The 26,071-nt window shown below is 45.2% G+C and carries 25 protein-coding genes and 2 tRNA genes; 20 read left to right on the top strand and 7 right to left on the bottom strand.

Annotation, left to right across the window (positions count from 1 at the left end):
- Positions 1-63: 63 nt before the first annotated feature.
- The 3 genes from L5M28_RS01265 (at position 64) to secF (ending at position 3,624) form a co-directional block, all read left to right on the top strand.
- Positions 64-678 carry a hypothetical protein gene (locus L5M28_RS01265; protein WP_263195667.1) on the top strand — a complete coding sequence of 205 codons (615 nt, stop codon included), beginning with the start codon at positions 64-66 and terminating at the stop codon, positions 676-678.
- Positions 679-904: 226 nt separating this feature from the next.
- The gene (secD, locus tag L5M28_RS01260) at positions 905-2,719 is read left to right on the top strand and encodes a protein translocase subunit SecD (RefSeq protein WP_105251696.1); all 1,815 of its coding nucleotides are present in this window, start codon (positions 905-907) and stop codon (positions 2,717-2,719) included.
- 2 nt (positions 2,720-2,721) lie between these two features.
- On the top strand, positions 2,722-3,624 hold the full coding sequence (gene secF / locus L5M28_RS01255) for a protein translocase subunit SecF (RefSeq protein ID WP_263185638.1): 903 nt from the start codon (positions 2,722-2,724) through the stop codon (positions 3,622-3,624).
- Between the two features lie 88 nt (positions 3,625-3,712).
- Here secF and yhbY read toward each other — a convergent pair whose 3' ends face one another.
- Complete coding sequence (gene yhbY / locus L5M28_RS01250) at positions 3,713-4,012, bottom strand: ribosome assembly RNA-binding protein YhbY (RefSeq protein ID WP_006082725.1); 300 nt, start codon at positions 4,010-4,012, stop codon at positions 3,713-3,715.
- Positions 4,013-4,102: 90 nt separating this feature from the next.
- Between yhbY and rlmE the strand changes: the two genes are divergently transcribed.
- The 14 genes from rlmE to rpsO all read left to right on the top strand — a co-directional run bounded on the left by rlmE (position 4,103) and on the right by rpsO (position 17,495).
- Entirely contained in the window at positions 4,103-4,732 is a 630-nt protein-coding gene (gene rlmE, locus L5M28_RS01245) for a 23S rRNA (uridine(2552)-2'-O)-methyltransferase RlmE (protein ID WP_006082724.1), read from the top strand.
- Between the two features lie 29 nt (positions 4,733-4,761).
- On the top strand, positions 4,762-6,735 hold the full coding sequence (ftsH, locus tag L5M28_RS01240; RefSeq protein WP_263202193.1) for an ATP-dependent zinc metalloprotease FtsH: 1,974 nt from the start codon (positions 4,762-4,764) through the stop codon (positions 6,733-6,735).
- A 212-nt stretch (positions 6,736-6,947) separates the two neighbouring features.
- A complete protein-coding gene (gene folP, locus L5M28_RS01235; protein WP_263202192.1) occupies positions 6,948-7,781 on the top strand; it encodes a dihydropteroate synthase in 834 nt (277 codons plus the stop codon).
- Between the two features lie 80 nt (positions 7,782-7,861).
- Positions 7,862-9,199 carry a phosphoglucosamine mutase gene (gene glmM / locus L5M28_RS01230; RefSeq protein WP_028761454.1) on the top strand — a complete coding sequence of 446 codons (1,338 nt, stop codon included), beginning with the start codon at positions 7,862-7,864 and terminating at the stop codon, positions 9,197-9,199.
- Positions 9,200-9,393: 194 nt separating this feature from the next.
- Complete coding sequence (gene tpiA, locus L5M28_RS01225; protein ID WP_242325959.1) at positions 9,394-10,176, top strand: triose-phosphate isomerase; 783 nt, start codon at positions 9,394-9,396, stop codon at positions 10,174-10,176.
- 1 nt (position 10,177) lies between these two features.
- A complete protein-coding gene (secG, locus tag L5M28_RS01220) occupies positions 10,178-10,513 on the top strand; it encodes a preprotein translocase subunit SecG (protein WP_028761453.1) in 336 nt (111 codons plus the stop codon).
- Between the two features lie 11 nt (positions 10,514-10,524).
- Positions 10,525-10,611, top strand: a tRNA-Leu gene (locus L5M28_RS01215).
- 82 nt (positions 10,612-10,693) lie between these two features.
- Positions 10,694-10,770, top strand: a tRNA-Met gene (locus L5M28_RS01210).
- 173 nt (positions 10,771-10,943) lie between these two features.
- Complete coding sequence (rimP, locus tag L5M28_RS01205) at positions 10,944-11,399, top strand: ribosome maturation factor RimP (protein ID WP_006082718.1); 456 nt, start codon at positions 10,944-10,946, stop codon at positions 11,397-11,399.
- A gap of 29 nt (positions 11,400-11,428) precedes the next feature.
- A complete protein-coding gene (nusA, locus tag L5M28_RS01200; RefSeq protein ID WP_028761452.1) occupies positions 11,429-12,928 on the top strand; it encodes a transcription termination factor NusA in 1,500 nt (499 codons plus the stop codon).
- A 25-nt stretch (positions 12,929-12,953) separates the two neighbouring features.
- Positions 12,954-15,596 carry a translation initiation factor IF-2 gene (infB, locus tag L5M28_RS01195; RefSeq protein WP_173497503.1) on the top strand — a complete coding sequence of 881 codons (2,643 nt, stop codon included), beginning with the start codon at positions 12,954-12,956 and terminating at the stop codon, positions 15,594-15,596.
- Positions 15,597-15,653: 57 nt separating this feature from the next.
- The gene (gene rbfA, locus L5M28_RS01190; protein WP_105251700.1) at positions 15,654-16,112 is read left to right on the top strand and encodes a 30S ribosome-binding factor RbfA; all 459 of its coding nucleotides are present in this window, start codon (positions 15,654-15,656) and stop codon (positions 16,110-16,112) included.
- The gene (gene truB / locus L5M28_RS01185; RefSeq protein WP_263178963.1) at positions 16,112-17,077 is read left to right on the top strand and encodes a tRNA pseudouridine(55) synthase TruB; all 966 of its coding nucleotides are present in this window, start codon (positions 16,112-16,114) and stop codon (positions 17,075-17,077) included. The genes rbfA and truB overlap by 1 nt, the downstream gene beginning before the upstream one ends.
- Before the next feature lie 148 nt (positions 17,078-17,225).
- Positions 17,226-17,495: a 30S ribosomal protein S15 gene (rpsO, locus tag L5M28_RS01180; RefSeq protein WP_028761447.1), complete on the top strand. Its 270-nt coding sequence runs from the start codon at positions 17,226-17,228 to the stop codon at positions 17,493-17,495.
- 191 nt (positions 17,496-17,686) lie between these two features.
- Here rpsO and L5M28_RS01175 read toward each other — a convergent pair whose 3' ends face one another.
- Entirely contained in the window at positions 17,687-19,741 is a 2,055-nt protein-coding gene (locus tag L5M28_RS01175; RefSeq protein ID WP_263202187.1) for a putative bifunctional diguanylate cyclase/phosphodiesterase, read from the bottom strand.
- A 195-nt stretch (positions 19,742-19,936) separates the two neighbouring features.
- Between L5M28_RS01175 and pnp the strand changes: the two genes are divergently transcribed.
- The 3 genes from pnp to L5M28_RS01160 all read left to right on the top strand — a co-directional run bounded on the left by pnp (position 19,937) and on the right by L5M28_RS01160 (position 24,702).
- Complete coding sequence (pnp, locus tag L5M28_RS01170; RefSeq protein ID WP_105251702.1) at positions 19,937-22,036, top strand: polyribonucleotide nucleotidyltransferase; 2,100 nt, start codon at positions 19,937-19,939, stop codon at positions 22,034-22,036.
- 192 nt (positions 22,037-22,228) lie between these two features.
- A complete protein-coding gene (gene nlpI, locus L5M28_RS01165; protein ID WP_173243270.1) occupies positions 22,229-23,131 on the top strand; it encodes a lipoprotein NlpI in 903 nt (300 codons plus the stop codon).
- Positions 23,132-23,493: 362 nt separating this feature from the next.
- Positions 23,494-24,702, top strand: a complete 1,209-nt coding sequence (locus L5M28_RS01160) for a tyrosine-type recombinase/integrase (RefSeq protein WP_263202186.1) — start codon at positions 23,494-23,496, stop codon at positions 24,700-24,702.
- Here the strand turns inward: L5M28_RS01160 and L5M28_RS01155 are convergent.
- The 5 genes from L5M28_RS01155 to L5M28_RS01135 are packed head-to-tail and all read right to left on the bottom strand — an operon-like array spanning position 24,699 to position 26,065.
- Positions 24,699-24,911 (bottom strand): helix-turn-helix transcriptional regulator, encoded by a 213-nt coding sequence (locus tag L5M28_RS01155; protein WP_263202184.1) that lies wholly within the window; start codon positions 24,909-24,911, stop codon positions 24,699-24,701. The genes L5M28_RS01160 and L5M28_RS01155 overlap by 4 nt on opposite strands.
- Positions 24,908-25,084 (bottom strand): hypothetical protein, encoded by a 177-nt coding sequence (locus tag L5M28_RS01150; RefSeq protein ID WP_263202182.1) that lies wholly within the window; start codon positions 25,082-25,084, stop codon positions 24,908-24,910. The genes L5M28_RS01155 and L5M28_RS01150 overlap by 4 nt, the downstream gene beginning before the upstream one ends.
- Complete coding sequence (locus L5M28_RS01145; RefSeq protein WP_263202181.1) at positions 25,081-25,329, bottom strand: hypothetical protein; 249 nt, start codon at positions 25,327-25,329, stop codon at positions 25,081-25,083. The genes L5M28_RS01150 and L5M28_RS01145 overlap by 4 nt, the downstream gene beginning before the upstream one ends.
- Entirely contained in the window at positions 25,326-25,598 is a 273-nt protein-coding gene (locus tag L5M28_RS01140; RefSeq protein ID WP_263202179.1) for a hypothetical protein, read from the bottom strand. Before L5M28_RS01140 ends, L5M28_RS01145 begins: the two co-directional genes overlap by 4 nt.
- Positions 25,598-26,065: a hypothetical protein gene (locus L5M28_RS01135; RefSeq protein ID WP_263202178.1), complete on the bottom strand. Its 468-nt coding sequence runs from the start codon at positions 26,063-26,065 to the stop codon at positions 25,598-25,600. The genes L5M28_RS01140 and L5M28_RS01135 overlap by 1 nt, the downstream gene beginning before the upstream one ends.
- Positions 26,066-26,071 lie beyond the last annotated feature (6 nt).

Genomic DNA, 26,071 nt, shown 5'->3' with positions numbered 1-26,071 from the left:
TCTTTAGTTTGATAATGTTTTATAAGAGGGCACGCTTTGGTCAAACATTGGCGTACAGGATTGATGTTAGTTTGCGTGGCGATCATGTTGATTGCGCACTCGGCTAGCTATGCGCCAAAACCCTCAGTACAGCGCAGTGATGCAACTCGACATTATGTTCAGATGCATATGGGTCAGAAACACACTGCTCTGAAACAAACGGCTCAGATGCATACTGTGAGTCTTGATAGCTCGACTCCCCATACAAAACTAAGCGCTGAGCCTCAAAGCTTGCCCGATGCCGATGTTATCGCCCAATCTAATGCACAGTCTGATGCGCAAACCGTTGAAAGCTGCGGCTCACCGAATAGTCATGATACCGATCTAGTCAGTTCAGACTCAGAATCACAGCCAGCACCTTGTCCGAGCTCTGACTATGTAAGTCATTCTGATGACTTAGATTTTGCCCCGATAAATTCGCCGCGATTTATCAGTCTTGCCCAGCACGATGTGCGTGAGGTCAAGCCAGTATATGTACTCGCTGTAGACTTTACTGCCGAACCGACATCCAATGTCGTTGAACCCACCGATCTTGATATCACATCAGATTGGACGCTTTCTGCTGTTTCTTCCCCCGCCCGAATTTCGGGTTGGAAAGTCTCAAATCTTCAATATCGATTTAGCCAACAAGCCGCTTAACTCGCCTATTTAGGCATGACGTTGATAGGAGCCTACTCTTATCGATTTTTCATGCTGTTGTCTTTTTGTACTCACCGAAACTTTTTATATCTGCTTAAGTAAGCAGTGATGATTTGAGCCTTACGAGCTTAGCCGCTGGTACTCAATTATGTGTTTCGGACTGATATCAATATGTTCGCTTAGCGATTTGATTCAAATGCTGAGTGTTAAATAGCGAGTTAATCCCATGGAAAGAAAACCCAATCAACGGCTGCTAAATCACTATTCAGCTTGGAAATACTTAGTGCTTATTGTCACTATTATCGTGATGCTATTCAGTGCTTTGCCGACATTTTACGGTGAGGATGCTGCGGTGCAGGTGGGCGCGAAGGCGGGGTTAACGCTCACACCTATTGCCCTTCGAGATAAGCTACAAGCTGAAGGCGTGACGGTAAAACGTATCGACCAAAAAAATGGTGAAACCTTAATTGTCCTCGATGCGGATAACCAACAAACCTTAGTCAAAACTTTAGTCTCTTCTATGGTCGCAGAGCCAAAAGAGTTGACTTTATCCCTTGCCAGTGCGGCGCCAAGTTGGTTACAAAACTTAGGCTTTCAGCCGATTAAACTCGGGCTCGACTTGCGCGGTGGCGTACAGTTCTTACTCGATGTTGATATTGATCCTGTTTATCAAACTCAGGCCGAGACGCTTGTTGATTCGCTACGTCAATTCATCCGTGAGCAGAAAATTCGTGGTGCCAGCGTGCATTTGGACCAAAGTCATCAGTTAAACATGACGTTGCCCGATAATGATGCCCGTGCTGCCGTGCGTCAAATGATGAAAGAGTCCTATCCTAATTGGCAGCTATCCAATGCAGATGGCGCGGGTTTACTGATTAAGTTGAGCCAAGAAGAGCAAACGAAACTGCGTAATTTGACAGTGCAGCAAAACTTACAAGTGATGCGCAGCCGTATTGAAGAACTCGGTATCACTGAAGCTTTAGTGCAGCGTCAAGGGGAGCATCGAATTCGGATTGAATTGCCTGGAGTCCAAGATCCTGCCGCTGCCAAGAATGTTATCGGTGCTACGGCGAGTTTGGCCTTTTTCGAGGTTAAAGAGTCTGGCTCCGTTAATGCTATGGTACTCAATGACAAGTCTGGTAAGCCTATTTATGTGAGCCGCACACCAGTGCTGGGTGGCGATCATATTGTCGATGCGAGGGCGAGTTTAGGCGAGATGGGCATGGCGGAGGTGAACATTAACCTTGACCGTGTGGGCGGGCAGAAAATGTCTGAGTTTTCCCGTACCAATATCGGCAAACCTATGGCGACGTCTTACAGTGAATACAGCCGTGATGAGCAAGGTAAGGCAAAGCAAACACAAGAGATTATCAGTGTTGCGACTATTCAATCCCAACTTGGAGATCGTTTTCGCATTACGGGTGCAGGCTCCTATCAAGAAGCACAACAATTAGCTCTGTTACTGCGAGCGGGCTCTATGACGGCGCCAGTGACTATTGTTGAAGAGCGCACTATTGGCCCGACGCTGGGTGCTGAAAACATTGAAAACGGTTTTGCTGCCCTTGGTTTAGGGATGGGGATTACCTTGCTGTTTATGGCGCTTTGGTATCGCCGTCTCGGTTGGGTGGCGAATATAGCGCTGATCTCCAATATGGTGATCCTGTTTGGTTTACTGGCGCTTATCCCTGGGGCTGTGTTGACCTTACCAGGTATTGCCGGGCTTGTGTTAACAGTCGGTATGGCTGTCGATACCAACGTACTGATTTTCGAGCGAATAAAAGACAAGTTAAAGGAAGGTCGCAGTTTTGCGCTGGCAATTGATACGGGGTTTGATAGCGCGTTTTCTACTATTTTTGACGCCAACTTCACCACTATGATCACTGCAGTGGTGCTTTACTCCATAGGTAATGGTCCAATCCAAGGTTTTGCCTTGACCTTAGGTCTAGGTCTATTGACCAGCATGTTTACCGGTATCTTTGCTTCAAGGGCCTTGATCAACTTAGTTTATGGACGTGATGCTAGCCGTCATGTGAAGGTATAATCATGAAAAATATTAATCTAACTAAATGGCGTTATGTTTCGAGTGCTATCTCAATTTTGTTGATGCTAGTGTCATTAACCATCATCGGCGTGAAAGGTTTTAACTGGGGCTTAGATTTTACTGGCGGTGTCGTCACCGAAGTGCAGATCGATAGAAAAATTACCAGCAGTGAATTGCAACCTTTACTTAATGCCGCTTATCAGCAAGAGGTGAGTGTAGTCTCCGCCAGTGAGCCGGGACGTTGGGTGTTGCGCTATTCCGATATAAAGAATGCCGATACAGAGCAAGGTAATATTGATATTCAGCAGGTATTAGCGCCGCTTAACTCTGAAGTGCAAGTGCTTAACAGCAGTGTTGTCGGGCCGCAGATTGGTCAAGAATTGGCAGAGCAGGGCGGTTTGGCGCTGTTAGTCGCTATGCTGGCGATATTAGGTTATTTAAGTTATCGCTTCGAATGGCGACTCGCATCGGGTGCCCTATTCGCTTTAGTGCATGACGTAGTGTTCGTGCTGGCATTTTTCGCCTTGACTCAGATGGAGTTTAATTTAACGATACTTGCGGCTGTGCTGGCGATTTTAGGTTATTCCTTAAACGATTCGATCATTATCGCTGACCGTATTCGTGAATTATTGATTGCTAAGCCAAAGCTTGCGATTCAAGACATTAACAACCAAGCAATTGTGGCGACGTTTTCTCGTACTATGGTGACATCAGGGACAACCTTAATGACGGTCGGTGCGCTGTGGATCATGGGCGGTGGACCGCTGGAAGGATTTTCGATTGCAATGTTTATCGGTATATTAACTGGCACATTCTCTTCGATTTCGGTTGGTACCTCATTGCCTGAGTTATTAGGCTTAACGCCTGAGCATTATAAGGAACAAGTGATTTCTGAAACACCTTAGGGCTATGCTAATCACTTAAATTAACAGCGAAAACAAAAAGGCCACTCGATTGAATGGCCTTTTTGTTAACACGATAAAATCAAGAAAATTATTTTGCCTTTGGCAAAGCAATTTTCATTTCTGGTGATTGACGATAAATCACCAGAATATGACCAATAAGTTGCACTTTTGCGGATTGAGTTTCACGTACTATGGCATCAACGATGGCATTTTTTAGCTCTCTGTCGGCAGAGGCTACTTTCACTTTAATCAGTTCATGATAAGCGAGTGCGCTTTCAATTTCAGCGAGTACACCTTCAGTCAATCCATTGGCACCAAGCAGCACCACTGGCTTTAGCGGATGCGCTAGACCTTTTAAATGCTGTTTTTGTTTGGTTGTTAAGTTCATTTCTACCAACTTTTGCTGAGTTACTGTTGAAAAACGGCTATTCTACCCTTATATAGCCTTTGTGTAACTCTCAATTGTTGCGGATTTTAAATGTCAGGTATAAAACGTACGGCCAGTTCTAATCGCTGGATGCTAGAACACTTTGATGATCACTATGTCAAACTCGCCCAAAAAATGGGCTTGCGATCTCGCGCTGCGTTTAAGCTTGAGGAGATCCAGCAAAAGGATCAACTAATTCGCCCAGGCATGACTGTGGTTGATCTCGGTGCTGCTCCGGGAGGTTGGTCTCAAGTGGCAGTTAAATTAGCGGGAGATAGAGGTAAAGTCATCGCCTGTGACATTTTGCCTATGGATCCCATCGTCGGCGTCGATTTTTTGCAAGGGGATTTTCGTGAAGATAAAGTCCTTCAAGCATTACTTACTCGCGTCGGTGATGCTAAAGTTGACGTTGTGTTGTCTGATATGGCGCCCAACATGAGTGGTTCAGATAGTGTTGATCAGCCCCGTGCCATGTATTTAGTGGAATTGGCGTTAGATATGTGCCATCAAGTATTGGCTCCTAATGGCTGTTTTGCGGTAAAAGTCTTTCAGGGGGAGGGCTTTGACGAATACATGAAAGCGGTAAAAGCAGTGTTTAAAGTCGTTAAAACACGTAAACCAGACTCTTCACGGGCTCGTTCCCGCGAAGTCTATCTTGTGGCGACTGGGTACAAGTTGTAGTAACCTAGCGTTAATAATCGCAAGACTTAATGAGGTCTAGTAATTTGAGTGACATGGCAAAAAATCTAATACTCTGGGTTGTCATCGCCGTTGTGCTGATGTCAGTGTTTCAGGGTTACTCCCCCTCTTCTTCGTCATCGCAGAAGATGGATTATTCTACCTTCTTAGATAATGTCCGTGATGGACAGGTCGCAACTGTTGAAGTTAAGAGCGACCAACGTACTATTGAAGGTGCTAAACGAACTGGTGAAAAATTCACTACTATCATGCCGTTATATGACCAAGATTTAATTAATGATCTTGATCGTAAAGGCATCACTATGAAGGGCCAAGAAGCCGAAGAGTCAGGGTTCCTTACCCAAATCTTCATCTCTTGGTTCCCGATGTTATTGCTTATCGGAGTATGGATTTTCTTCATGCGCCAGATGCAAGGCGGCGGTGGCAAAGGCGCTATGTCCTTTGGTAAGAGCAAAGCCAAGCTGATGAGCGAAGATCAGATTAAAACTACTTTTGCCGATGTTGCTGGTTGTGATGAAGCAAAAGAAGAAGTGAAAGAGCTGGTTGATTACCTGCGTGACCCAACTAAATTCCAAAAATTGGGCGGCCGAATTCCAACGGGCGTACTGATGGTGGGTCCTCCAGGTACAGGTAAAACCTTGCTGGCGAAAGCCATTGCGGGTGAATCTAAAGTCCCTTTCTTCACTATTTCAGGTTCTGATTTCGTGGAAATGTTTGTTGGTGTCGGTGCATCCCGTGTGCGTGACATGTTTGAACAAGCGAAAAAGTCGGCACCTTGTATTATCTTCATCGATGAAATCGATGCTGTCGGTCGTCAACGTGGCGCGGGTTTAGGTGGTGGTCATGATGAACGTGAGCAAACACTGAACCAAATGCTGGTTGAGATGGATGGCTTCGAAGGTAATGAAGGCGTTATTGTTATCGCGGCAACTAACCGTCCAGACGTACTCGATTCTGCGTTATTACGTCCGGGTCGTTTTGACCGTCAAGTGGTCGTTGGTTTACCAGACGTTCGTGGTCGTGAGCAGATTTTGAAAGTGCATATGCGTAAAGTGCCGCTTTCTGAAGATGTGAAGGCGAGTGTGATTGCTCGTGGTACGCCAGGTTTCTCGGGTGCTGATTTAGCTAACTTAGTGAACGAAGCTGCCTTGTTTGCGGCTCGCGGAAATCGCCGAGTTGTAGGCATGGAAGAATTTGAGCGTGCAAAAGATAAAATCATGATGGGTGCTGAGCGCCGCTCTATGGTGATGTCTGAAGCTGAAAAAGAAATGACTGCTTACCATGAAGCGGGCCATGCGATTGTGGGTTGTTTAGTGCCAGAGCACGATCCTGTGCATAAGGTGACTATCATTCCTCGCGGCCGTGCGCTGGGTGTTACTTTCTTCTTACCTGAAGCTGACTCAGTGAGCCAGAGCCGTCGTAAGTTAGAAAGCCAAATTTCGGTCGCCTACGGTGGTCGTTTAGCAGAAGAGCTTATCTACGGTACTGAGAAAGTGTCGACTGGCGCATCACAGGACATCAAATACGCGACATCTATTGCGCGTAACATGGTGACTCAGTGGGGCTTCTCGGACAAGTTAGGTCCATTGCTGTATGCAGAAGAAGATGGTGAAGTCTTCTTAGGTCGCAGCATGGGTAAAGCCAAAGCCATGTCCGATGAAACTGCAACTATCATCGACGCTGAAGTGAAAGTCTTTATCGACAAGAACTACGCGAGAGCGAGACAGATATTGACCGATAACCTCGATATTCTGCACTCGATGAAAGAAGCCTTAATGAAGTATGAAACCATTGATTCACTTCAAATTGACGATTTAATGAAGCGTCGTGAAGTACGTCAACCTGCCGATTGGCAAGTGGATGACCATGGTTCTAACGACAAAGGCAGCGGTCATGGTGAGCCAGCTGAAAAAGCTGAAGATACTGTGACTACAGCGTCTGCTGAGCCAGAACTGAAAGATCCTGATGAATCTCCAGCTAAGTAATGTGTTGTGAAACCAAAGAAAACCCCGTAAAGGGGTTTTCTTGTTTTACCTTGTTAGCAATTTGACTGCGCTGTCATTGATACTCTCGGCCACCATTGATATTTATCTTCTGACAGTTAGTCATTTCGGATAGAAAATGAAGGCTTGAAATTAATGACGCAAGTTATGCCAGTGAGTAAAATCGTAAGTGTTCGTATTACAGGAGTAAATGCGTGTTTGAACTGATTGCTGGCACTAAACGCCTCGCGTTATCTTCACCCATTGTGATGGGGATACTTAATGTCACTCCCGATTCTTTTTCCGACGGTGGTCAATATTCTTCCTATGAGCTTGCCTGTCAGCATGCAGATGACATGGTGGCTCAAGGCGCGGGAATGATAGACATTGGCGGTGAGTCGACAAGACCTGGCGCTGCAGAGGTGAGCTTAGCCGATGAACTTGCGCGGGTGATCCCGTTGGTGAAATATGTTGCGGCGCACCATGATGTGTGGATTTCGGTCGATACCAGTAAACCTGAAGTCATGCGTCAAGCTGTTGCTGCGGGCGCACATTTGATTAACGATGTGCGCGCCCTGATGGAACCCGGTGCGCTTGAAGCTGCTGCAGAGTTGCAAGTCCCCATATGCTTAATGCATATGCAAGGTGAACCCAAAAGCATGCAATTTGCACCGACTTACCATAATGTTATTGAAGAAGTTTCTGCCTTTTTAACTGAGCGGATTGAAGCTTGCTTGCGAGCAGGGATCCCCCGTGAATTATTAATACTCGATCCGGGATTTGGTTTTGGTAAAAGCTTAGGGCATAACTATGAATTACTGGCGAAGCTCGACTGTTTTGCCCAGTTTGATTTACCAATATTGATAGGATTGTCTCGTAAGAGCATGATAGGAAACCTCTTAGCAAAACCGACCTCAGAACGTCTTGCTGGGAGCCTTGCTGGCGCTATGATAGCGGCCCAAAAGGGCGCTCATATCATTCGTGTGCATGATGTTACTGAAACTGTGGATATGCTCAAGGTGTTACAAGCGACACAAGCGTATTTTTAAGCATCGTTATGCTCTCGTTAAGCATTTAATTAATATTATGATCCCAAATCATTGGGACACATTTGAGTTTGTGGAGCGATATGAAAGAACGTAAATTTTTTGGAACTGACGGTATTCGGGGAAAAGTCGGTTCAGGTCAAATGACGCCTGAGCTTGCGCTTAAGTTAGGTTGGGCGGCGGGGCGCGTGTTATCCCGCAGTGGTACCAAAAAGGTGATTATAGGGAAAGATACCCGTATTTCGGGCTATATGTTTGAGTCAGCATTAGAAGCTGGCCTCTCTGCTGCAGGCCTTAATGTGATGTTAATGGGACCTATGCCAACGCCAGCTGTAGCCTATTTGACGCGTACGTTTCGCGCCGAAGCTGGGGTGGTGATCAGCGCGTCACACAATCCGTATTACGATAACGGTATTAAGTTTTTTTCCACCGACGGCAGTAAGTTAGACGATAACCTAGAGTTAGAAATTGAAGCAGAGCTTGAAAAGCCCCTCGTTTGTGTTGAGTCGCATCTATTGGGGAAGGTATCGCGTATTGAAGATGCCCGTGGCCGTTATATTGAGTATTGCAAAGGTAATTTTCCTGCAGAACACACGTTAACTGGGCTAAAAATTGTGGTTGATTGTGCCCATGGCGCAACTTATCACATAGCGCCAGCTGTGTTTCGTGAGTTAGGCGCCGAGGTGATTGCCATTGGTGATAAACCCAACGGGATGAACATCAATGATAAAGTGGGCGCGACGTCCATGGGCAAAATTTGTGAAACCGTTCTAGCCGAAAGTGCCGATTTAGGTATTGCACTCGACGGTGACGGTGACCGTATTATGATGGTCAACAGCAAAGGCGAAGTGATCGACGGCGATCAAATTTTATATATTCTGGCCTGTGATGCGAAATCCCGTGGCGTATTACGCGGTGGTGTAGTTGGTACGTTAATGTCAAACCTTGGGCTTGATCTCGCCTTGCAAGCATTAGACATCCCCTTTGCGCGTTCGAAAGTGGGCGACCGTTATGTGATGGAACTACTTAAAGAACTCGATTGGCGCATCGGCGGTGAAAATTCAGGGCATATCCTCAATCTTGATCACGGCACAACTGGTGATGGCATAGTTGCGGGGATTTTAGTGTTAGCGGCTATGCGTCGTCAGAATGCCACGCTAGAAGAACTGACTTCTGCGATGGAAATGTTGCCGCAGGTGTTAGTCAATGTGCGCTTTGAAGGCGAGCATGACCCTCTTAAGTCAGATAAAGTTAAAGCGGCGCAGGCACAGGTTGAATCTCAACTGGGCGTGCGTGGCCGAGTATTATTACGTAAGTCAGGTACTGAACCTTTGATCCGTGTCATGGTTGAAGGTGACGATCATAGTGCAGTATTGGCGCACGCAAATTTGATTGCGGATGCGGTAAAATCGGCAAGCTAATATTTACTAATTTTGTAATGAGTGCGGCTGATACCAATTTAAAATTAAGGTGTTAGCTGCACAAATGAACAGAAAACAGCTTTGGCGTGTAAAAAATAAGCATTCCAACCTGATATCTGAAAAAATTCGAATTTAGCTATTGTAACTTAATAAGTGGTTCGCTATTATTCACGCCGCTTTCAGAGGAGACAGTGATGGCACTCAGACGTCCTATGGTAGCTGGCAATTGGAAGATGAACGGCAGTGCGGCATTAGCCCAAGAGTTGTTCAAAAAATTTGCCTATAAGCTCCAAAATGATTCAGCTGAAGTGGTTTTATGCCCGCCTTCTATCTATCTAGAGAGCGTTAGGCAACTGCTAGAAGCAAACAAGGAAGCGTTAGACGGTTCACTTGTTAGGATGGGCGCACAAAACCTAAGTCAACATGACTTTGGCGCTTATACCGGAGAAGTTTCAGGTCAGATGCTCAAAGATTCAGGATGTCGATATGTAATTATCGGGCATTCAGAACGTCGCCGTATGTACGGAGAGACGAGTAATATCGTAGCGGAGAAATTCGCCGCTGCACAAAAGCATGGCTTAACCCCAATTTTATGTGTGGGTGAGTCAGGTCCAGCACGTGAAGCAAGACGCACCTTTGAGGTGATTGCTGAAGAGTTGGATATAGTGATCCAGAAAAATGGCACTATGGCTTTTGATAACGCTATTATCGCCTACGAGCCGCTTTGGGCTGTAGGAACAGGTAAAAGTGCTACACCAGAGCAGGCACAAGAAGTTCATGCGTTTATTCGCAAACGCCTCTCTGAAGTGTCTCCGTTTATCGGAGAAAATATCAGGATTCTCTACGGTGGTAGTGTGACACCGAGTAATGCTGCAGATTTATTTGCCCAACCTGATGTTGATGGTGGACTGATTGGCGGTGCTAGCTTAAACTCTAGCGAGTTTTTAAGTCTGTGTACCATAGCGATGAGCGCATAATATGTATGAAGTTCTAGTAGTTATTTACTTGTTGGTTGCATTAGGTCTAATAGGCTTAGTATTAATTCAGCAAGGTAAGGGAGCTGACATGGGGGCCTCTTTTGGCGCCGGTGCATCAGGTACTCTTTTTGGTTCAAGCGGTTCAGGTAATTTCCTGACACGCAGTACGGCGATTCTTGCCATTGCGTTTTTCACTTTAAGTCTGCTTATTGGTAACTTAAGTGCAAATCACGCAAAAAATGAAGATTCATGGAAAGATTTAGGTTCAGACACTGAACAGGTTACCCAACCCGTTGAGCAAGGAACCCAAAAGTCAGAAACGAAAATTCCTGACTAGTAAAAGGTGTCGCCGAGGTGGCGAAATTGGTAGACGCGCAGCCTTGAGGTGGCTGTGACCTAACGGTCGTGCGGGTTCAAGTCCCGCTCTCGGCACCAAATATAACTAAGATAGACGAGATAAGTTCTCTCTTAGTTATTGCAAGAAATGACGATAGTCAATATACTTGCACACAGTTGACGCGGGGTGGAGCAGCATGGTAGCTCGTCGGGCTCATAACCCGAAGGTCGTCGGTTCAAATCCGGCCCCCGCAACCAGCTCCTAGTAACGAATAGTGTTTGAATTCGTTATGGTTTACAGGTTCTTGAAATTAATGACCTCGTGATTACGGGGTTTTTTGTTATCTGGGACTTTTAAATTTGTCGCATGCTTCGTATGTGGCGTTGTACTAGGGCTATTAAGCCCTTTTTTGTTTTTTCGGGGGTCAATCTTGGCAACGTTAGAATTCAGACTGGCAGAAATGCTCAAAGTACCTGTGGAAGCATTAGGCTTTCAGCTATGGGGCATTGAATATGTTCAAGCGGGTAAGCATTCCACACTGCGAGTGTTCATTGATGGTGAGAATGGTATCAATATTGAAGATTGTGCCAATGCAAGTCGCCAAGTCAGTGCTGTACTCGATGTTGAAGATCCTATTTCTACAGAATATACCCTAGAGGTTTCTTCGCCAGGCGTAGATAGACCCTTATTTACTGCTGAGCAGTACGCGGGCTATGTAGGCGAGGATGTAAAGCTTCAATTGACTATGCCAGTTGACGGCAGTCGTAATTTAAAAGGCGCCATCACTGCGGTCGACGGGCAAATGCTCTCGCTGAAAGTGAATGGTAAAGAGTTAGTTGTCGCATTGGATAATATCCGCAAAGGCAACTTAATCGCTAAGTTTTGATGGTTTCAAGGTGAACGAGGCAAGACGAGATGAATAAAGAGATTCTGCTAGTCGCTGAGGCGGTTTCAAATGAAAAGGCCGTTCCACGCGAGAAAATTTTTGAAGCGCTAGAGATTGCTCTGGCCACAGCAACCAAGAAAAAGTACGAAGGTGATATTGACGTTCGTGTTGCTATCGACCGTAAAACCGGTGGTTATGATACTTTCCGTCGTTGGATGGTAGTTGATGATCACGGTGAAGCGTTAGAAAACCCTTATCGTGAAATCACGTTAGAAGCGGCACGTTACGAAAATCCGGACATCCAACCTGGCGAGTTTATCGAAGACGATATCGAGTCAGTGGTGTTTGACCGTATTACCACTCAAACCGCTAAGCAAGTGATCGTACAGAAAGTACGTGAAGCTGAACGTGCACAAGTGGTTGAGCAGTTCCAAGATCAAGAAGGTGAGTTAATCACTGGTGTGGTCAAAAAAGCGACTCGCGAGAGCGTAGTGGTTGACTTAGGTAATAACGCTGACGGCGTATTGTTCCGTGAAGACTTAATTTCACGCGAATCTTTCCGTCCAGGTGACCGTGTGCGTGCATTATTGTACTCAGTACGTCCAGAAGCTCGTGGTGCACAGTTATTCTTAAGCCGTACTAAACCTGAAATGCTGATCGAGCTTTTCCGTGTTGAAGTGCCTGAAATCGCTGACGAACTGATTGAAATCATGGGCGCTGCTCGTGATCCAGGCGCTCGCGCTAAGATCGCCGTTAAGTCGAATGATCGCCGTATCGATCCTATCGGTGCGTGTGTGGGGATGCGCGGTGCGCGTGTACAAGCCGTTTCGAATGAACTGGGTGGCGAACGTGTTGATATCGTGTTGTGGGATGATAATCCAGCACAATACGTGATCAATGCCATGGCGCCAGCCGATGTTGCCTCTATCATTGTCGACGAAGATAACCATTCTATGGATATCGCTGTTGAAGCCGATAGTTTGGCACAAGCCATTGGACGTAATGGCCAGAACGTACGTTTAGCAACACAACTGACTGGTTGGGTTCTGAACGTTATGACAGTGGAAGATATGAATAAGAAACATCAGGCAGAAAGTGCCAAGGTGGTTGATTTATTTGTTAACTCACTGGATGTCGATGAAGATTTTGCACAAGTACTGGCAGATGAGGGCTTTACGTCGCTCGAAGAAGTTGCCTATGTGCCTGTGTCTGAACTATTGGCGATTGACGGTTTTGACGAAGATCTCGTCGAAGCTTTACGTGAACGTGCAAAAGCGGCGATCTCAACTCGAGCTCTCGCTACTGAAGAAGCACTGGATGGTGTGGAGCCAAGTGAAGAGTTGCTAGCACTTGAAGGTGTTGAAAGACACTTAGCCTATGTTTTCGCTAGCAAAGGTATTGTGACTCTAGAAGACTTGGCTGAACAAGGCATTGATGATTTGATCGAAATTGAAGAATTGACAGAAGAAAAAGCAGGTGAGCTCATCATGGCAGCCCGCAATATCTGTTGGTTTGGCGAAGAAGCATAAGTCGATCAACAGGGGGATTTAACTGATGGCAGATACTACCGTAGAGAAATTGGCCACGGAAGTGGGTAAAAGTGTTGAACGTCTGATTGAGCAATTCTCTCAGGCTGGAATTAAGAAAGGCCAAGCTGATAAAGTGACTGAAGCTGAAAAGCAGCAGTTACTGGATTATCTGAAAAAGCAGCACGGTGGCGAAAATGCGCCAACGAAAATGACGCTGCAGCGTAAAACCGTATCGACCCTAAGTGTGGCCGGTAATGGTGGTCAATCTAAAGATGTTAAAGTTGAAGTTCGTAAAACACGAACTTTCGTTAAGCGTGATGCTAATGAGGCTACTCTGAAGGCTGAAGAAGAAGCGAAAGCCGAAGCAGAAGCTTTGGCAAAAGCAAAGGCCGAAGCAGAAGCTGCTGCGGTAGCAAAAGTGAAAGCTGAAGCAGATGCTAAGGCAAAAGTGGAAGCAGAAGCCAAGGCGAAAGCTAAAGCAGCAGCCGAAGTGAAAGTGGTTAAAGATATGTCACCAGAAGCAGAAGCGGCTCGTCTAGAAGCTGAACGTTTGAAAGCGGCGCAAGAAGCGGCAACTAAACGTAAGCAAGACGAAGAAGCGGCTAAAGCGGCAGAAACTGCTCGCTTACTCGCTGAAGAACATTCTAAGCGCTGGGCCGAAGAAGAGCGCCAACGTTTAGAAGCCGAGAAAAACGGTGATCATCACATCACGACATCTAAAGTAGCTCGTGCTGCTGAAGATACTTCTGATCTGGATGAAGAAAAACGCGGACGTCGTGCTCGTAACAAGAGCAACGCGAAAAAACGTGGCGGCAAAGATGCCCGTGACGGCCGTGAAAAACACATGCGTAACCGCAGCACTGCACCTGAGTCTATGGCGCATGGCTTCAATAAGCCTGTGGCAGCCGTGAGCCGTGATGTGCGTATCGGTGAAACTGTTACTGTTTCTGAACTTGCGCATTTAATGGCAGTGAAAGCGACTGAAATCATCAAACAGATGATGAAAATGGGTTCTATGGTCACGATCAACCAAGTGTTAGATCAAGAGACTGCCCAGCTAGTTGCTGAAGAAATGGGTCACAAAGTTGTGCTTATCCGTGAAAACGAGCTTGAGCACCAAGTGCTACAAGACCGTGATGATGAAGATGGCATCAAGCTAGAATCTCGTGCACCAGTTGTGACTATCATGGGTCACGTTGACCACGGTAAGACTTCGTTACTCGACTACATTCGCCGCGCTAAAGTGGCTGCTGGCGAAGCCGGTGGTATTACTCAGCATATCGGTGCATACCATGTTGAAACTGAAAATGGCATGATCACTTTCCTTGATACTCCTGGTCACGCCGCGTTTACCGCAATGCGTGCCCGTGGTGCCAAGGCAACGGATATTGTTGTGCTAGTTGTTGCTGCCGATGACGGTGTAATGCCGCAAACAATCGAAGCTATTCAACATGCTAAAGCCGGTAACGTGCCATTAATCGTGGCTGTGAACAAGATGGATAAACCGGAAGCGGATATCGATCGCGTTAAGAGCGAATTGTCACAACACGGTGTTATGTCTGAAGATTGGGGTGGAGACAACATGTTTGCCTTCGTTTCAGCTAAGACAGGTGAAGGCGTTGATGAACTGTTAGAAGGTATCTTACTGCAAGCTGAAGTTCTCGAACTGAAAGCGGTACGTGATGGTATGGCTGCCGGTGTGGTCATTGAATCACAATTGGACAAAGGTCGCGGCCCTGTGGCTACTATTCTGGTTCAAGAAGGTACGCTGCGCCAAGGTGATATCGTTCTGTGTGGTCTTGAGTACGGTAAAATTCGTGCAATGAAAGACGAAAACGGTCGTTCAATCACTGAAGCGGGTCCATCTATTCCTGTTGAAATCCTAGGTCTGTCAGGCGTTCCGTCTGCAGGTGATGAAGCAACAGTTGTACGTGACGAACGTAAAGCTCGCGAAGTTGCCCTGTATCGTCAAGGTAAGTTCCGTGATGTGAAACTGGCACGTCAGCAAAAATCTAAGCTAGAAAACATGTTTGCGAACATGACAGACGGCGAAGTGAAAGAACTGAACATCGTTCTTAAAGCAGACGTACAAGGTTCACTCGAAGCGATTACTGATTCGTTAACAGGTTTGTCTACCGACGAAGTGAAAGTGAACATCATCGCTCGCGGTGTGGGTGCACTGACTGAAACGGATGCAACCTTAGCGGCTGCCTCTAACGCTATCATGGTTGGCTTTAACGTACGTGCCGATGCACAAGCCCGTAAGACTATAGAAAGTGAAAGTGTTGATTTACGTTACTACAGCGTTATCTATAATTTGATTGATGAAGTGCGCGCAGCGATGACAGGTATGCTGTCTCCTGTGTTCAAACAACAAATTATCGGTCTGGCTGAAGTTCGTGATGTGTTCAAGTCACCTAAGCTCGGTGCAATTGCTGGCTGTATGGTGACCGAAGGTACCATCAAGCGTAGCGCGCCAATTCGCGTACTACGTGATAACGTTGTTATCTACGAAGGTGAACTCGAATCGCTACGTCGCTTCAAAGACGACGTTGCTGAAGTTCGCAATGGTATGGAATGTGGTATTGGCGTTAAGAACTACAACGATGTTCGCGTAGGCGACCAAATCGAAGTATTCGAAACCGTCGAGATTGCTCGTACTCTGTAACGATAATAAGGGCGGCTTTAGCCGCCCTTATCAATTTAAGCTATGGTAAGAAATATTATGGCAAAAGAATTCAGTCGTACTCGTCGAATCGCTCAGCAGCTTCAGCAAGAACTTGCTCAAGTGCTACAGCGCGACATGAAAGATCCTCGTATTGGCTTTGTGACTGTGAATGACGTCGACGTCTCTCGCGATCTCAGCTATGCCAAAGTGTTTGTGACTTTTTTCGAAGAAGACAAAGCTGTCGTTCAAGAAAAGCTAAACGCTTTGATCAGCGCAGCTCCTTATATCCGCACTTTAGTGGCGGGTCGTATGAAGCTGCGTGTCATGCCTGAACTGCGTTTTATCTACGATAGCTCGCTGGTTGAAGGTATGCGCATGTCTAATTTAGTTAGCCAAGTGATCAACCAAGACAAAGCGAAGCAACAGCAATTTGGCAGCGAAGACGCATCGGTTGAAGATGAAGTCTTAGGTGATGATATTGCTGATGACGCAGATGAAACTGAAGGTAAAGATTAATGGCTCGTCGTCCAAAAGGTCGTTTTATCGATGGGATAGTGCTGCTGGATAAATCCACTGGCATGAGTTCTAACTTTGCATTGCAAAGGGTAAAGCGCTTTTTTAATGCGAATAAAGCTGGGCATACGGGGGCACTCGATCCGTTAGCGACAGGTATGTTACCAGTATGCTTAGGCGAAGGGACTAAGTTTTCTCAGCATCTATTGGATGCCGATAAACGCTATTTAGTCACTGCAAAACTTGGCGAACGGACAGATACCAGTGATTCCGATGGTGAAGTGGTGCAAACCCGTGCCATTGATTTTACCGAGGCGCAGCTATTAACCGCGCTTGATTTCTTTCGTGGTGAAACTCAGCAAGTGCCTTCTATGTATTCCGCGCTGAAATATCAGGGTCAACCCCTGTATAAATATGCTCGTGAAGGCATAGAAGTGCCGCGTGAATCTCGCCCTATTACGGTATTTGAGCTAAATTTCATCGGTCTTGAAGGCGATGAGCTGACCTTAGACATTCATTGTTCTAAGGGCACTTATATTCGCACTATCATAGACGATCTCGGTGAGATGCTCGGTTGTGGCGCCCATGTGATTATGCTGCGCCGCACCCAAGTTGCGCAGTATCCCTATGCCAGAATGGTCACTTTAGAACAACTTGAAGCGCTAGTTGCTCAAGCACATGAACAACAGATAGATCCGAGCGTATTACTCGACCCTCTGTTATTGCCTATGGACACGGCCGTGGCCGATTTCCCAGAGGTGAATGTGCCGGATGCGATAGCTCCTTACTTAATGCAAGGTCAAGTGGTTCGGGTACCGGTTAATGCAGAATTGAAAACCGATGAGTTGGTACGTATCACTTTAGGTGACATTCGCCGATTTGTGGGGATTGGCACAATGAACGAAGATGGCTTATTAGCGCCGAAACGACTCATTGTTATCCATGACGAACCTGCAGAAACGCATTAGCCCGCTATCCATCGACAAATGATTAAATTAGTTGATGCATTAGTCCCTGCCTTTTATTGCGCTAGGGTGGGTTTATGGGTAAAATAGCGCGCCCTCTGGCTGAGTTAGTGATCGGCTAGAGATTCATATTATTTATTTGGAGATATACATGTCACTAAGTCCTGAAGCAAAAGCAAAAATTTTGGCTGATTTTGGCCGTTGTGAAAACGACACTGGTTCAACTGAAGTTCAAGTTGCTTTGTTAACTGCGCAAATCAACCATTTGCAAGATCACTTCAAAGAGCACATTCATGATCACCACTCACGTCGTGGTCTGTTACGTATGGTTAGCTCACGTCGTAAGTTAACTGCTTACCTGAAACGTACTGATTTAGCACGTTACACTGCTCTGATCCAAAAGTTAGGTCTACGTCGTTAATTTCGCGTCGACTAACGTGAAAAAGGAGGCTTAGCCTCCTTTTTTATTGTCTAAAATTCAACAGAATATTTATTGTGTAAACGAGAGATATAAAGAATTTACAGTCAAAATCAGTCTAATGTTTAGGTCCGTTATGCTTAGCTTGATGTGATTAAGCATCGAATCGATACTTAAGTGCCAATGTAAATATCCTAAGCCCCACGTAAACCATCAAGACTGCTTATTGTTGCTGTTTGTGTTGCTATATACAGCGCTTCAAATTCTGCTTGGGGTAGAGGTTGACTAAAATAGAAACCTTGGCCGACTTGGCACTGATTTTCTTTCAACCAATCCAATTGCTGCTCATTTTCAATGCCTTCGGCCACAATGGTCAAATTAAGCTGCTTTCCCAACATTAAAATGGTCGATGCAATTGCGCTATCCCCTGGTAGATCGGAAACGAAACAACGATCGATTTTCATGGTAGTGATAGGCAAATGGCGCAGGTAACAGAGTGAAGAATACCCTGTGCCAAAGTCATCGACTGCAATACCAAATCCGGCTGATTTCAATTGTTCAAGCTTAGCGATAGCGAGTTCAATGTCGTTCATCAACGAGGTTTCAGTGATTTCAATTTCCAGTAATTCGGGTTGGATTTGATAGCGTAATGCCATCTGTTTGATATCGGGAACTAAACTAGCATCGGCAAATTGCTGTGAGGCAACATTAATTGCAATTGGGATGGCATAGTTATATTTTTTCTGCCATTCCCTAAGTACTTTACAGCTTTGCTCTATCACCCAACGACCTATAGGAATGATGATACCTGTCTCTTCCGCCATGGGAATAAAGGAAATGGGGCTGATGAGTCGTCCGTCTTTTTGCCAACGGATCAAGGCTTCACAGGCGATGACTTTGCCTGTTTGCAGATCAAGTTTCGGTTGGAAATACAGTAAAAATTCATTGTTTTTTAATGCATCATGTAAAGATGCTTCAGTGCGTAAACGAACTGCTGCTCGCTCAGTCATCTGTTGTTTGAAGAAGGCCCATTGATTCGAGCCTGCAGCTTTCGCGCTGTACATGGCAATGTCAGCGTGACGGATCAAATCTTCAGCGCTGTTACCGTCTTCGGGATAAATAGAAATCCCAATCGATGCCGCAGGATGAATTGCATGTTCATTTAATTGAATCGGGACATTGAGCTGGAGCAGTAGCTTATCTACAAAATCTGCTGCTTGGTCTGGGGTGTGAACTGTATCGGCCAGAATAACAAATTCATCGCCACCTAAGCGGGAAACTGTGCCTTTATCACCAACGAAGCGTTCGAGAATGCGGGCGATACGAGCGAGGAATTGATCGCCTAATGCGTGGCCAAGGGAATCGTTGATATTCTTAAAACGGTCTAAGTCGATAAACATCAATGCAAAGCTGCGTTTGTGTACTCGCGAGCGTTGGATAGTGACTGCAATGGTTTCAAGCAATAGTGTGCGGTTCGGTAAGCCTGTTAGCGGATCTCGGGTCGCCATTTTGCGCAGTTTGGATTGGGTTTGGCTAAATTGGATAAGAATTTGGTTGAATTTCGAGGTCACTAGGCCGAGTTCATCATCCTTGTGTGCGTTGGACATAGGTAAGAGATTTTCATCCGGAGAGTCGGGTTCGATCTTATCGATGGCCTCACTGATGCGTGCGATAGGCTGAGTCAGGAAGCGATGGAATACCACGGAAAGCACTAAGGTGAGTAAGAGTGCACGAGCGAGAGTGGCAAAAAAACTAAATCTTAACTGCGAGAAGAGAGTGTTTGTTAGTTCTTGGGTATCGTAGAAAACCGTTAATGTACCAATGAGTTGCTGTTGTTGGGTACCTTCAAAATAAAAAGGCCTATACAAAGGGCGAGAAATTTCTTTGAGATCATCAAATAATTTATTACATAAACTGATAAAAGTCTGTGAGTTATTCTGCTTATTATTACTGACAGAAACAAACATTGAGCCATCGTCTAGCTCAATCACCGCCGAGCCAACATGTTCGACTTTGATGGCACCCTCTAAAGTTTGACGGGCTAAATTATCATCTAATGCCCATACAGCATTTGCTGCAGGTTGTTCAACTGAATCAAGGAGTTCTTGCTGAGTGGTCGTGAGTTGTTGTTTGGTTGATACGACGACTAAAGCGATTTCAACAATAAAAATGGCAATGGCAAAAAATAGGGCAGTAAATACGACTAGGTTAGTTTGTTTCCACGTCAGTGACTTAAAACGGCCTGTCATCGGGCGCATCCTTCATGATAATTATTCACCATCGGCGAGATTTTCCGTATCAATATAAACCGCAACTCTTTGTTGATTTAACCACTTTAGTGAAAAGTTACGTATTTGTCATCATTATCTGCTCTTTATCTATTGATCCGAATTGCAGTATACTTACGCGCGTAATTCAAGGTCATTAATTAAGGAATGGGTCACGTGAATCCTATTGTAAAGAGTTTTGAGTATGGTCAACATACAGTCACCCTGGAAACAGGTGTTATAGCGCGTCAAGCTGATGCAGCCGTTTTAGCGAGTATGGGTGACACGACAGTGTTAGTCACTGTTGTCGGTAAAAAAGATGCAGATGCAGGCCGTGACTTTTTCCCTCTGACTGTTAACTATCAAGAAAAAACCTACGCAGCGGGTAAAATTCCTGGTGGTTTCTTTAAGCGTGAAGGCCGTCCTTCAGAAGATGAGACATTAATCGCTCGTCTGATTGACCGTCCAATTCGCCCTCTTTTCCCTAATGGTTTCAAAAACGAAGTTCAAGTTATCATTACCGTAGTATCTGTCGATCCACAAATCGAGCCAGATATCATTTCCATGATCGGTACTTCTGCGGCACTGGCTATTTCTGGTATTCCATTCAGCGGTCCTTTAGGTGCTGCACGTGTGGGTTACATTGATGGCGAATACGTGTTGAACCCAAGTGTTGCACAACTTGCAACCAGCCAACTTAACTTAGTGGTTGCTGGTACTGCTGGTGCAGTATTAATGGTGGAATCAGAAGCCCAAGCATTACCAGAAGAAGTGATGTTAGGTTCTGTAGTTTACGGTCACGATCAACAACAAGTGGTTATCAAGGCGATTGCTGAATTTAAAGCAGAAGCCGGTAAACCAACTTGGGATTGGACTGCACCAACGCAAGATGCCGATTTAGTTGCCCAAATCAAAGAGCTTGCTGAAGCTGGTTTAGGTGATGCGTATAAAATCCAAGTTAAACAAGATCGTTATGCTCAAGTTTCTGTTGTTAAAGCAGCAGCAAAAGAAGCTTTGTTAGCGAGCAATCCAAGCGTTGATTTACGTGAAGTTGACAACTTACTGGGTAGCTTAGAGAAGAAAGTGGTTCGTGGTCGCATCATCCGTGGCGAGCCACGTATCGATGGTCGTGAACCAGACATGATCCGTGCATTGAGTGTGTTAGCGGGCGTATTGCCACGTACTCACGGTAGCGCATTGTTCACTCGTGGCGAAACTCAAGCGTTAGTCACTTGTACTTTAGGTACTGAACGTGATGCACAGAAGATCGACAGCATCATGGGCGAGCGCACTAACCGTTTCATGCTGCACTATAACTTCCCTCCATACTCTGTTGGTGAAACAGGCATGGTGGGATCACCTAAGCGCCGCGAAATCGGTCATGGTAAGTTAGCTTGGCGCGGTATTAACGCTGTTATGCCTTCAGCGGCTGAATTCCCATACAGCGTACGCGTTGTATCTGAAATCACTGAATCTAACGGTTCAAGCTCTATGGCGTCAGTATGTGGTACTTCTCTCGCGCTGATGGATGCCGGTGTACCTATCAAGACTTCTGTAGCGGGTATCGCTATGGGTCTAGTGAAAGAAGGCGATGATTTCGTTGTTCTTTCTGACATCTTAGGTGATGAAGATCATTTAGGTGACATGGACTTTAAAGTTGCTGGTACGCGTGATGGTATTACTGCATTGCAGATGGATATCAAGATCGAAGGTATCACTAAAGAAATCATGGATATCGCACTGCAACAAGCCTATGGCGCACGTGTGCATATCCTGAATGTGATGGATCAAGCGATTGGTTCACACCGTGATGATATTTCTGATCACGCTCCACGTATCACTGTTATCAAGATCAACCCAGAAAAAATCCGTGACGTTATCGGTAAAGGTGGCGCAGTTATCCGTGCTCTGACCGAAGAAACGGGCACTACGATTGAACTGGAAGATGATGGTACTGTGAAGATCGCTTCTTCAAACGGCGAAGCAACTAAAGAAGCTATCCGTCGTATCGAAGAAATCACATCAGAAGTTGAAGTGGGTCGTATCTACAATGGTAAGGTTATCCGTATCGTTGATTTCGGCGCATTCGTGAATATTCTGCCGGGCAAAGACGGTTTAGTACACATTTCACAAATCAGTGATGAACGTGTTGCTAACGTGTCTGATCACCTTGAGCTGAACCAAGAAGTTGCCGTTAAGGTGATGGAAGTGGATCGTCAAGGCCGCGTACGTCTGTCAATTAAAGAAGCACAAACGAAAGAAGCTGCTGCTGAATAATGAGTCTTTGACTTATTTATAGGCACACACTTTTTAAGTGATTGCATCAAAAGGAGATCAAATGATCTCCTTTTTTGTTTTGGCATTAAGAAAGTCAGTATTAATCTTAATTCCCTAATAGCGGTCCTGTGGTGGGATTGCTATCATGAAGATTCTTCTGCGTATGTTGGGAATCTAAAAAGGTAGAAATGGATGAGTCTTAAAATTAGAACCGCTGTCGTTGCTGTGCTGGCGAGTGCCAGTCTGTTGTTAGCCGGATGCGCAACCACCCAGTCTCCTTTAGATAACCATAATGATGTTGAAGGTAAATTGGTTGTCGCGCCGGTTATGCCTGATTATAAAGTCGAAGTGACACTGGCAAAACTCAACGAGATTTTGGCTACGGTCGAACTGACGAATGAACAGAGAGCCAGATTTCATTACGATCGTGGTGTGATTTACGACAGTGTGGGCTTAAGACTGCTCGCACGGATTGATTTTATGCAGGCGTTAAAACTTCAGCCTGATCTCGCTGATGCCTATAATTTCCTTGGAATTTATTACACCCAAGAAGGTGAATTCGACAGCGCCTATGAAGCCTTCGATGGCGTATTAGAGTTAGCACCTAATTATGATTATGCCTATTTGAATCGCGGCATTGCTTTGTACTATGGCGACCGCATTGATTTAGCGACTAAAGATATGCAGGCGTTTTATGCAGGCGATAATAAAGACGGTTATCGGGCATTATGGCTGTATTTGATTGATTTGAAAGCTGACTCCGTTGAAGCTAAAAAACAGTTAGCGCAGCATCGTCAGAATTTAGAAAATGATGCTTGGGCGACCGTTATCGTCGATTATTATTTAGGTAAAAAAAGCCGTGATGAGGTGTTTTCAGCTGCTAAAGTAGGCTTAACATATCCGAAAGAATATGCTGAACGTTTATGCGAAGCTTATTTTTACCTTGCAAAAATGGCGATAGAAACTAAGCAATATCAAGATGCGGCAAACTATTTTCGCTTAGCATTGGCAACCAATATCTATGATTTTGTCGAACATAGATATGCGCGTATTGAACTCGCCAAAGTCAAAGGTTTGCTCGAAGCCACAAAATAACCTCTCTCAGCCCGAGTTCATCTCGGGCTTTGCCTAGCCAAGCTCGAACTGAGGCGCTATAATTTGCGCCTTTTTAGCGATACAAGTGCATAGGTTAACATGTCAGGCAATAAAGTAGAGGTCGATAAACGTCGCACCTTCGCGATCATATCGCACCCAAATGACATGCTTAAAGTCATACACTGACAACCTGCGACATAAAACAAATTTAAACCATTAAGAATCAACATTTAACAACCTCTACTTGTGACAACCTGCGACACTTTTCGCCCTCCTGAGACAAGCAAAACTTGTACAAATCTGAGTACAAACTTACACTATGTACATTCGTATCGGAAAACTTTGTACACAGTGAGCTATAAATGTCTTTATCTGACTCATGGTTAAAAGCTAACGTATCTAAAGATCACCCTAAGGCTTTCGAGCGCGCAGACCGCGACGGCTTAAGCGTTCGCGTATCGCCAAAGGGTAAGCTCACCTTTCAAATCAGGTATAGGTATAGCGGCAAACCCTCTAGGGTTGATTTGGGCTCATATCCGCTCATGTCACTTAAGGATGCTAGAAGTGAGTGCGTGCGCTTGCGTGCAGAGCTTGAGCAAGGCAATAACCCTAAGACGGTTAAGCAGCTTGAGTTCACAGCAGTATCAACTGCGCTTACCATGTTTGATCTGTTTACTCAGTGGTATGAAGGTTACTGCATACCAAACAAGACAAGTCACATCGAAATACTTAGAACATTTCAATTACACGTACTGCCAGAAATCGGCCACTTGCCAGCAGATAAAGTTAGCTTGCATGCTTGGCTTAAGATTATTGAGAGCAAAGCTAAGACCTCTCCGGGCATTGCCGACCGAATACTGACTAACGCCAAGCAGATTTTAAAATGGGGCGTCAAGAGGCGTGTGCTAACGTCAAATGCATTGGTTGATATCAGCGCTAAAAGCGACTTTCAGATCACTAAGAACGTCGGTATTCGCTCGTTGGATGAAAGCGAAATAAAGCTGTTCTGGACGGCGGTTGAAGGTTCGCGCATTGCGTACAAGAATAAGATTTTTTTAAAGCTAAATTTGATTTATGGGTGTCGTAACGGTGAGCTGAGATTAAGTAAAAAGTCACACTTTGACTTTGATACTTTGGTTTGGACTGTGCCTATTGAAAACCATAAAACAGGCAAGATAACTAAGAAGCCATTGCTCAGGCCAATAATACCTGAGACAAGGGCTTTGATTGAAGAAGCGATGCTTCTGAGTGAAGGGGATTTTTTATTTAATAACACGGGGACCGATAAGCCAATGGGCAGATCGTCGTCTGTGGCGCTGCCATACAATATTAACCAATGGCTGCGTAAGAACATGAATTATGAAATGGAACACTGGTCGATACATGACTTGCGTAAAACAGCGAGAACTAACTTTTCAACACTCACTGATCCGCATATTGCTGAAATCATGTTAGGCCATAAACTACCAGGTCAATGGCAGGTTTATGACCACCATGAATATTTAGAGGAACAATCTAAGGCATATAGTGCGTGGGTTAAGCGGTTAAGTGTTATCACAGCGCAACCTTAGGCTGCATGCTGTGACAGCTGCGCTTGCTCTGCTTCCCATTGTTCAACATCGTTTATCGACCAAAGGTTATTGCTGCCAGACGCAATAATCTTTGGCGCTGGAAACGGGTGTTTGTCTCGTTTCATCCAGCGAAAGATAGTGCGACTTGAACAGTTGTAACGCTCAGTTAATTTCTTAGTGTTCCAATAGCCTTTAATTTGACTGCTCATGCTGCACCTGCCTTTTCAATTAAATGCAAATCACTATCTAACAGCTCGCACCAAATAACTCCGACTTCGCCTTTAAGCTCAAATTGATGCCAGCTGCCGTAGTCACCAACATAAATAATCTGTTCACGACCACCTTTAAATTGGTACGTATCGCCTAGAATCAGAGCCATCATGCACCTGCCTTATTGCTACGTTCGTCAACGGTAATCACTCGGGTTTTATCGTCTAGCACTAACACCTTGCAGGTTTTAGTGATTGCGAATACTGAAAACCAAGATGAACTAAAACAGATTCCCCAAATAAACATGGAGATAAGCGGCGGTGTATCGGTGTAAAAGTTAAATACCCCGACGATAATCAGCGTCATTAACAGTGATACAACCAAGCAGGTAAGCACTGCGGTTATTGTGGTTTTCATTGCTCACCACCCTTAGTTTGTTTCAACTGCATTTTCGATAACTGTTCGTTACTAAATCCTTGTGAAATAGTCATTAGTAAATCAATACGCTCAGCAGCGTATTGTCTAACTTCATCGGTCATACTCCATGAGTAAGCAGTCGTTGCAAAACCAACTACCTTTTTTCCGACTGTCATTCTTACAGTGCATCCTTTAAATCCACATTGTTCAAAAGTAGCGTTATCGATCTGCTTGGTTTCACTTACCTTTCTATTTTTATGATCCACCATTACTCACCACCCTTATTCGCTTCTTCTAGCCACTCGTCGCGCCACTGCTCAAGCCATTGGCAATCAGGAAAACTCAGTTGCCCCGTTTCGTTGGTGTCGCTTACGAATTGACGTATAGCCTTGGCGCGGATATCAGCAAGGCATTTAACAGGTGCCATTTTTACTAATTCTTCAGCGTCTGTTATTGCGCTATCTATCCCTAAACACTGAGGATAATCAGTACTTAATACCAATAAGTTAGGTATTGCTTGTTGTGATATAAATGATTTAAGCATTTCAACCTGTGTCGCCAGCTGGTCGCGTTCTGCGGTAATTGCTTCGAGCTTTTCACATGCAGAAACCAGTGCATCTAGCGTTTTGTCGAACAAAGCTGGCAGCTTTTCAGCGTCAGTTTCTTTCTTAAGCTGTGCTGCTTTGGCCTGCGCGATGATCATATCTAAGGTGAAATCTTCTATATCGATATCCATAATTCA

This window comes from Shewanella sp. SW32 (assembly GCF_025653365.1).
Classification (GTDB): Bacteria; Pseudomonadota; Gammaproteobacteria; order Enterobacterales; family Shewanellaceae; genus Shewanella; species Shewanella oncorhynchi.
Note: the sequence above shows the minus strand (reverse complement) of the source record. Positions and strands in the feature narration are given on the sequence as shown.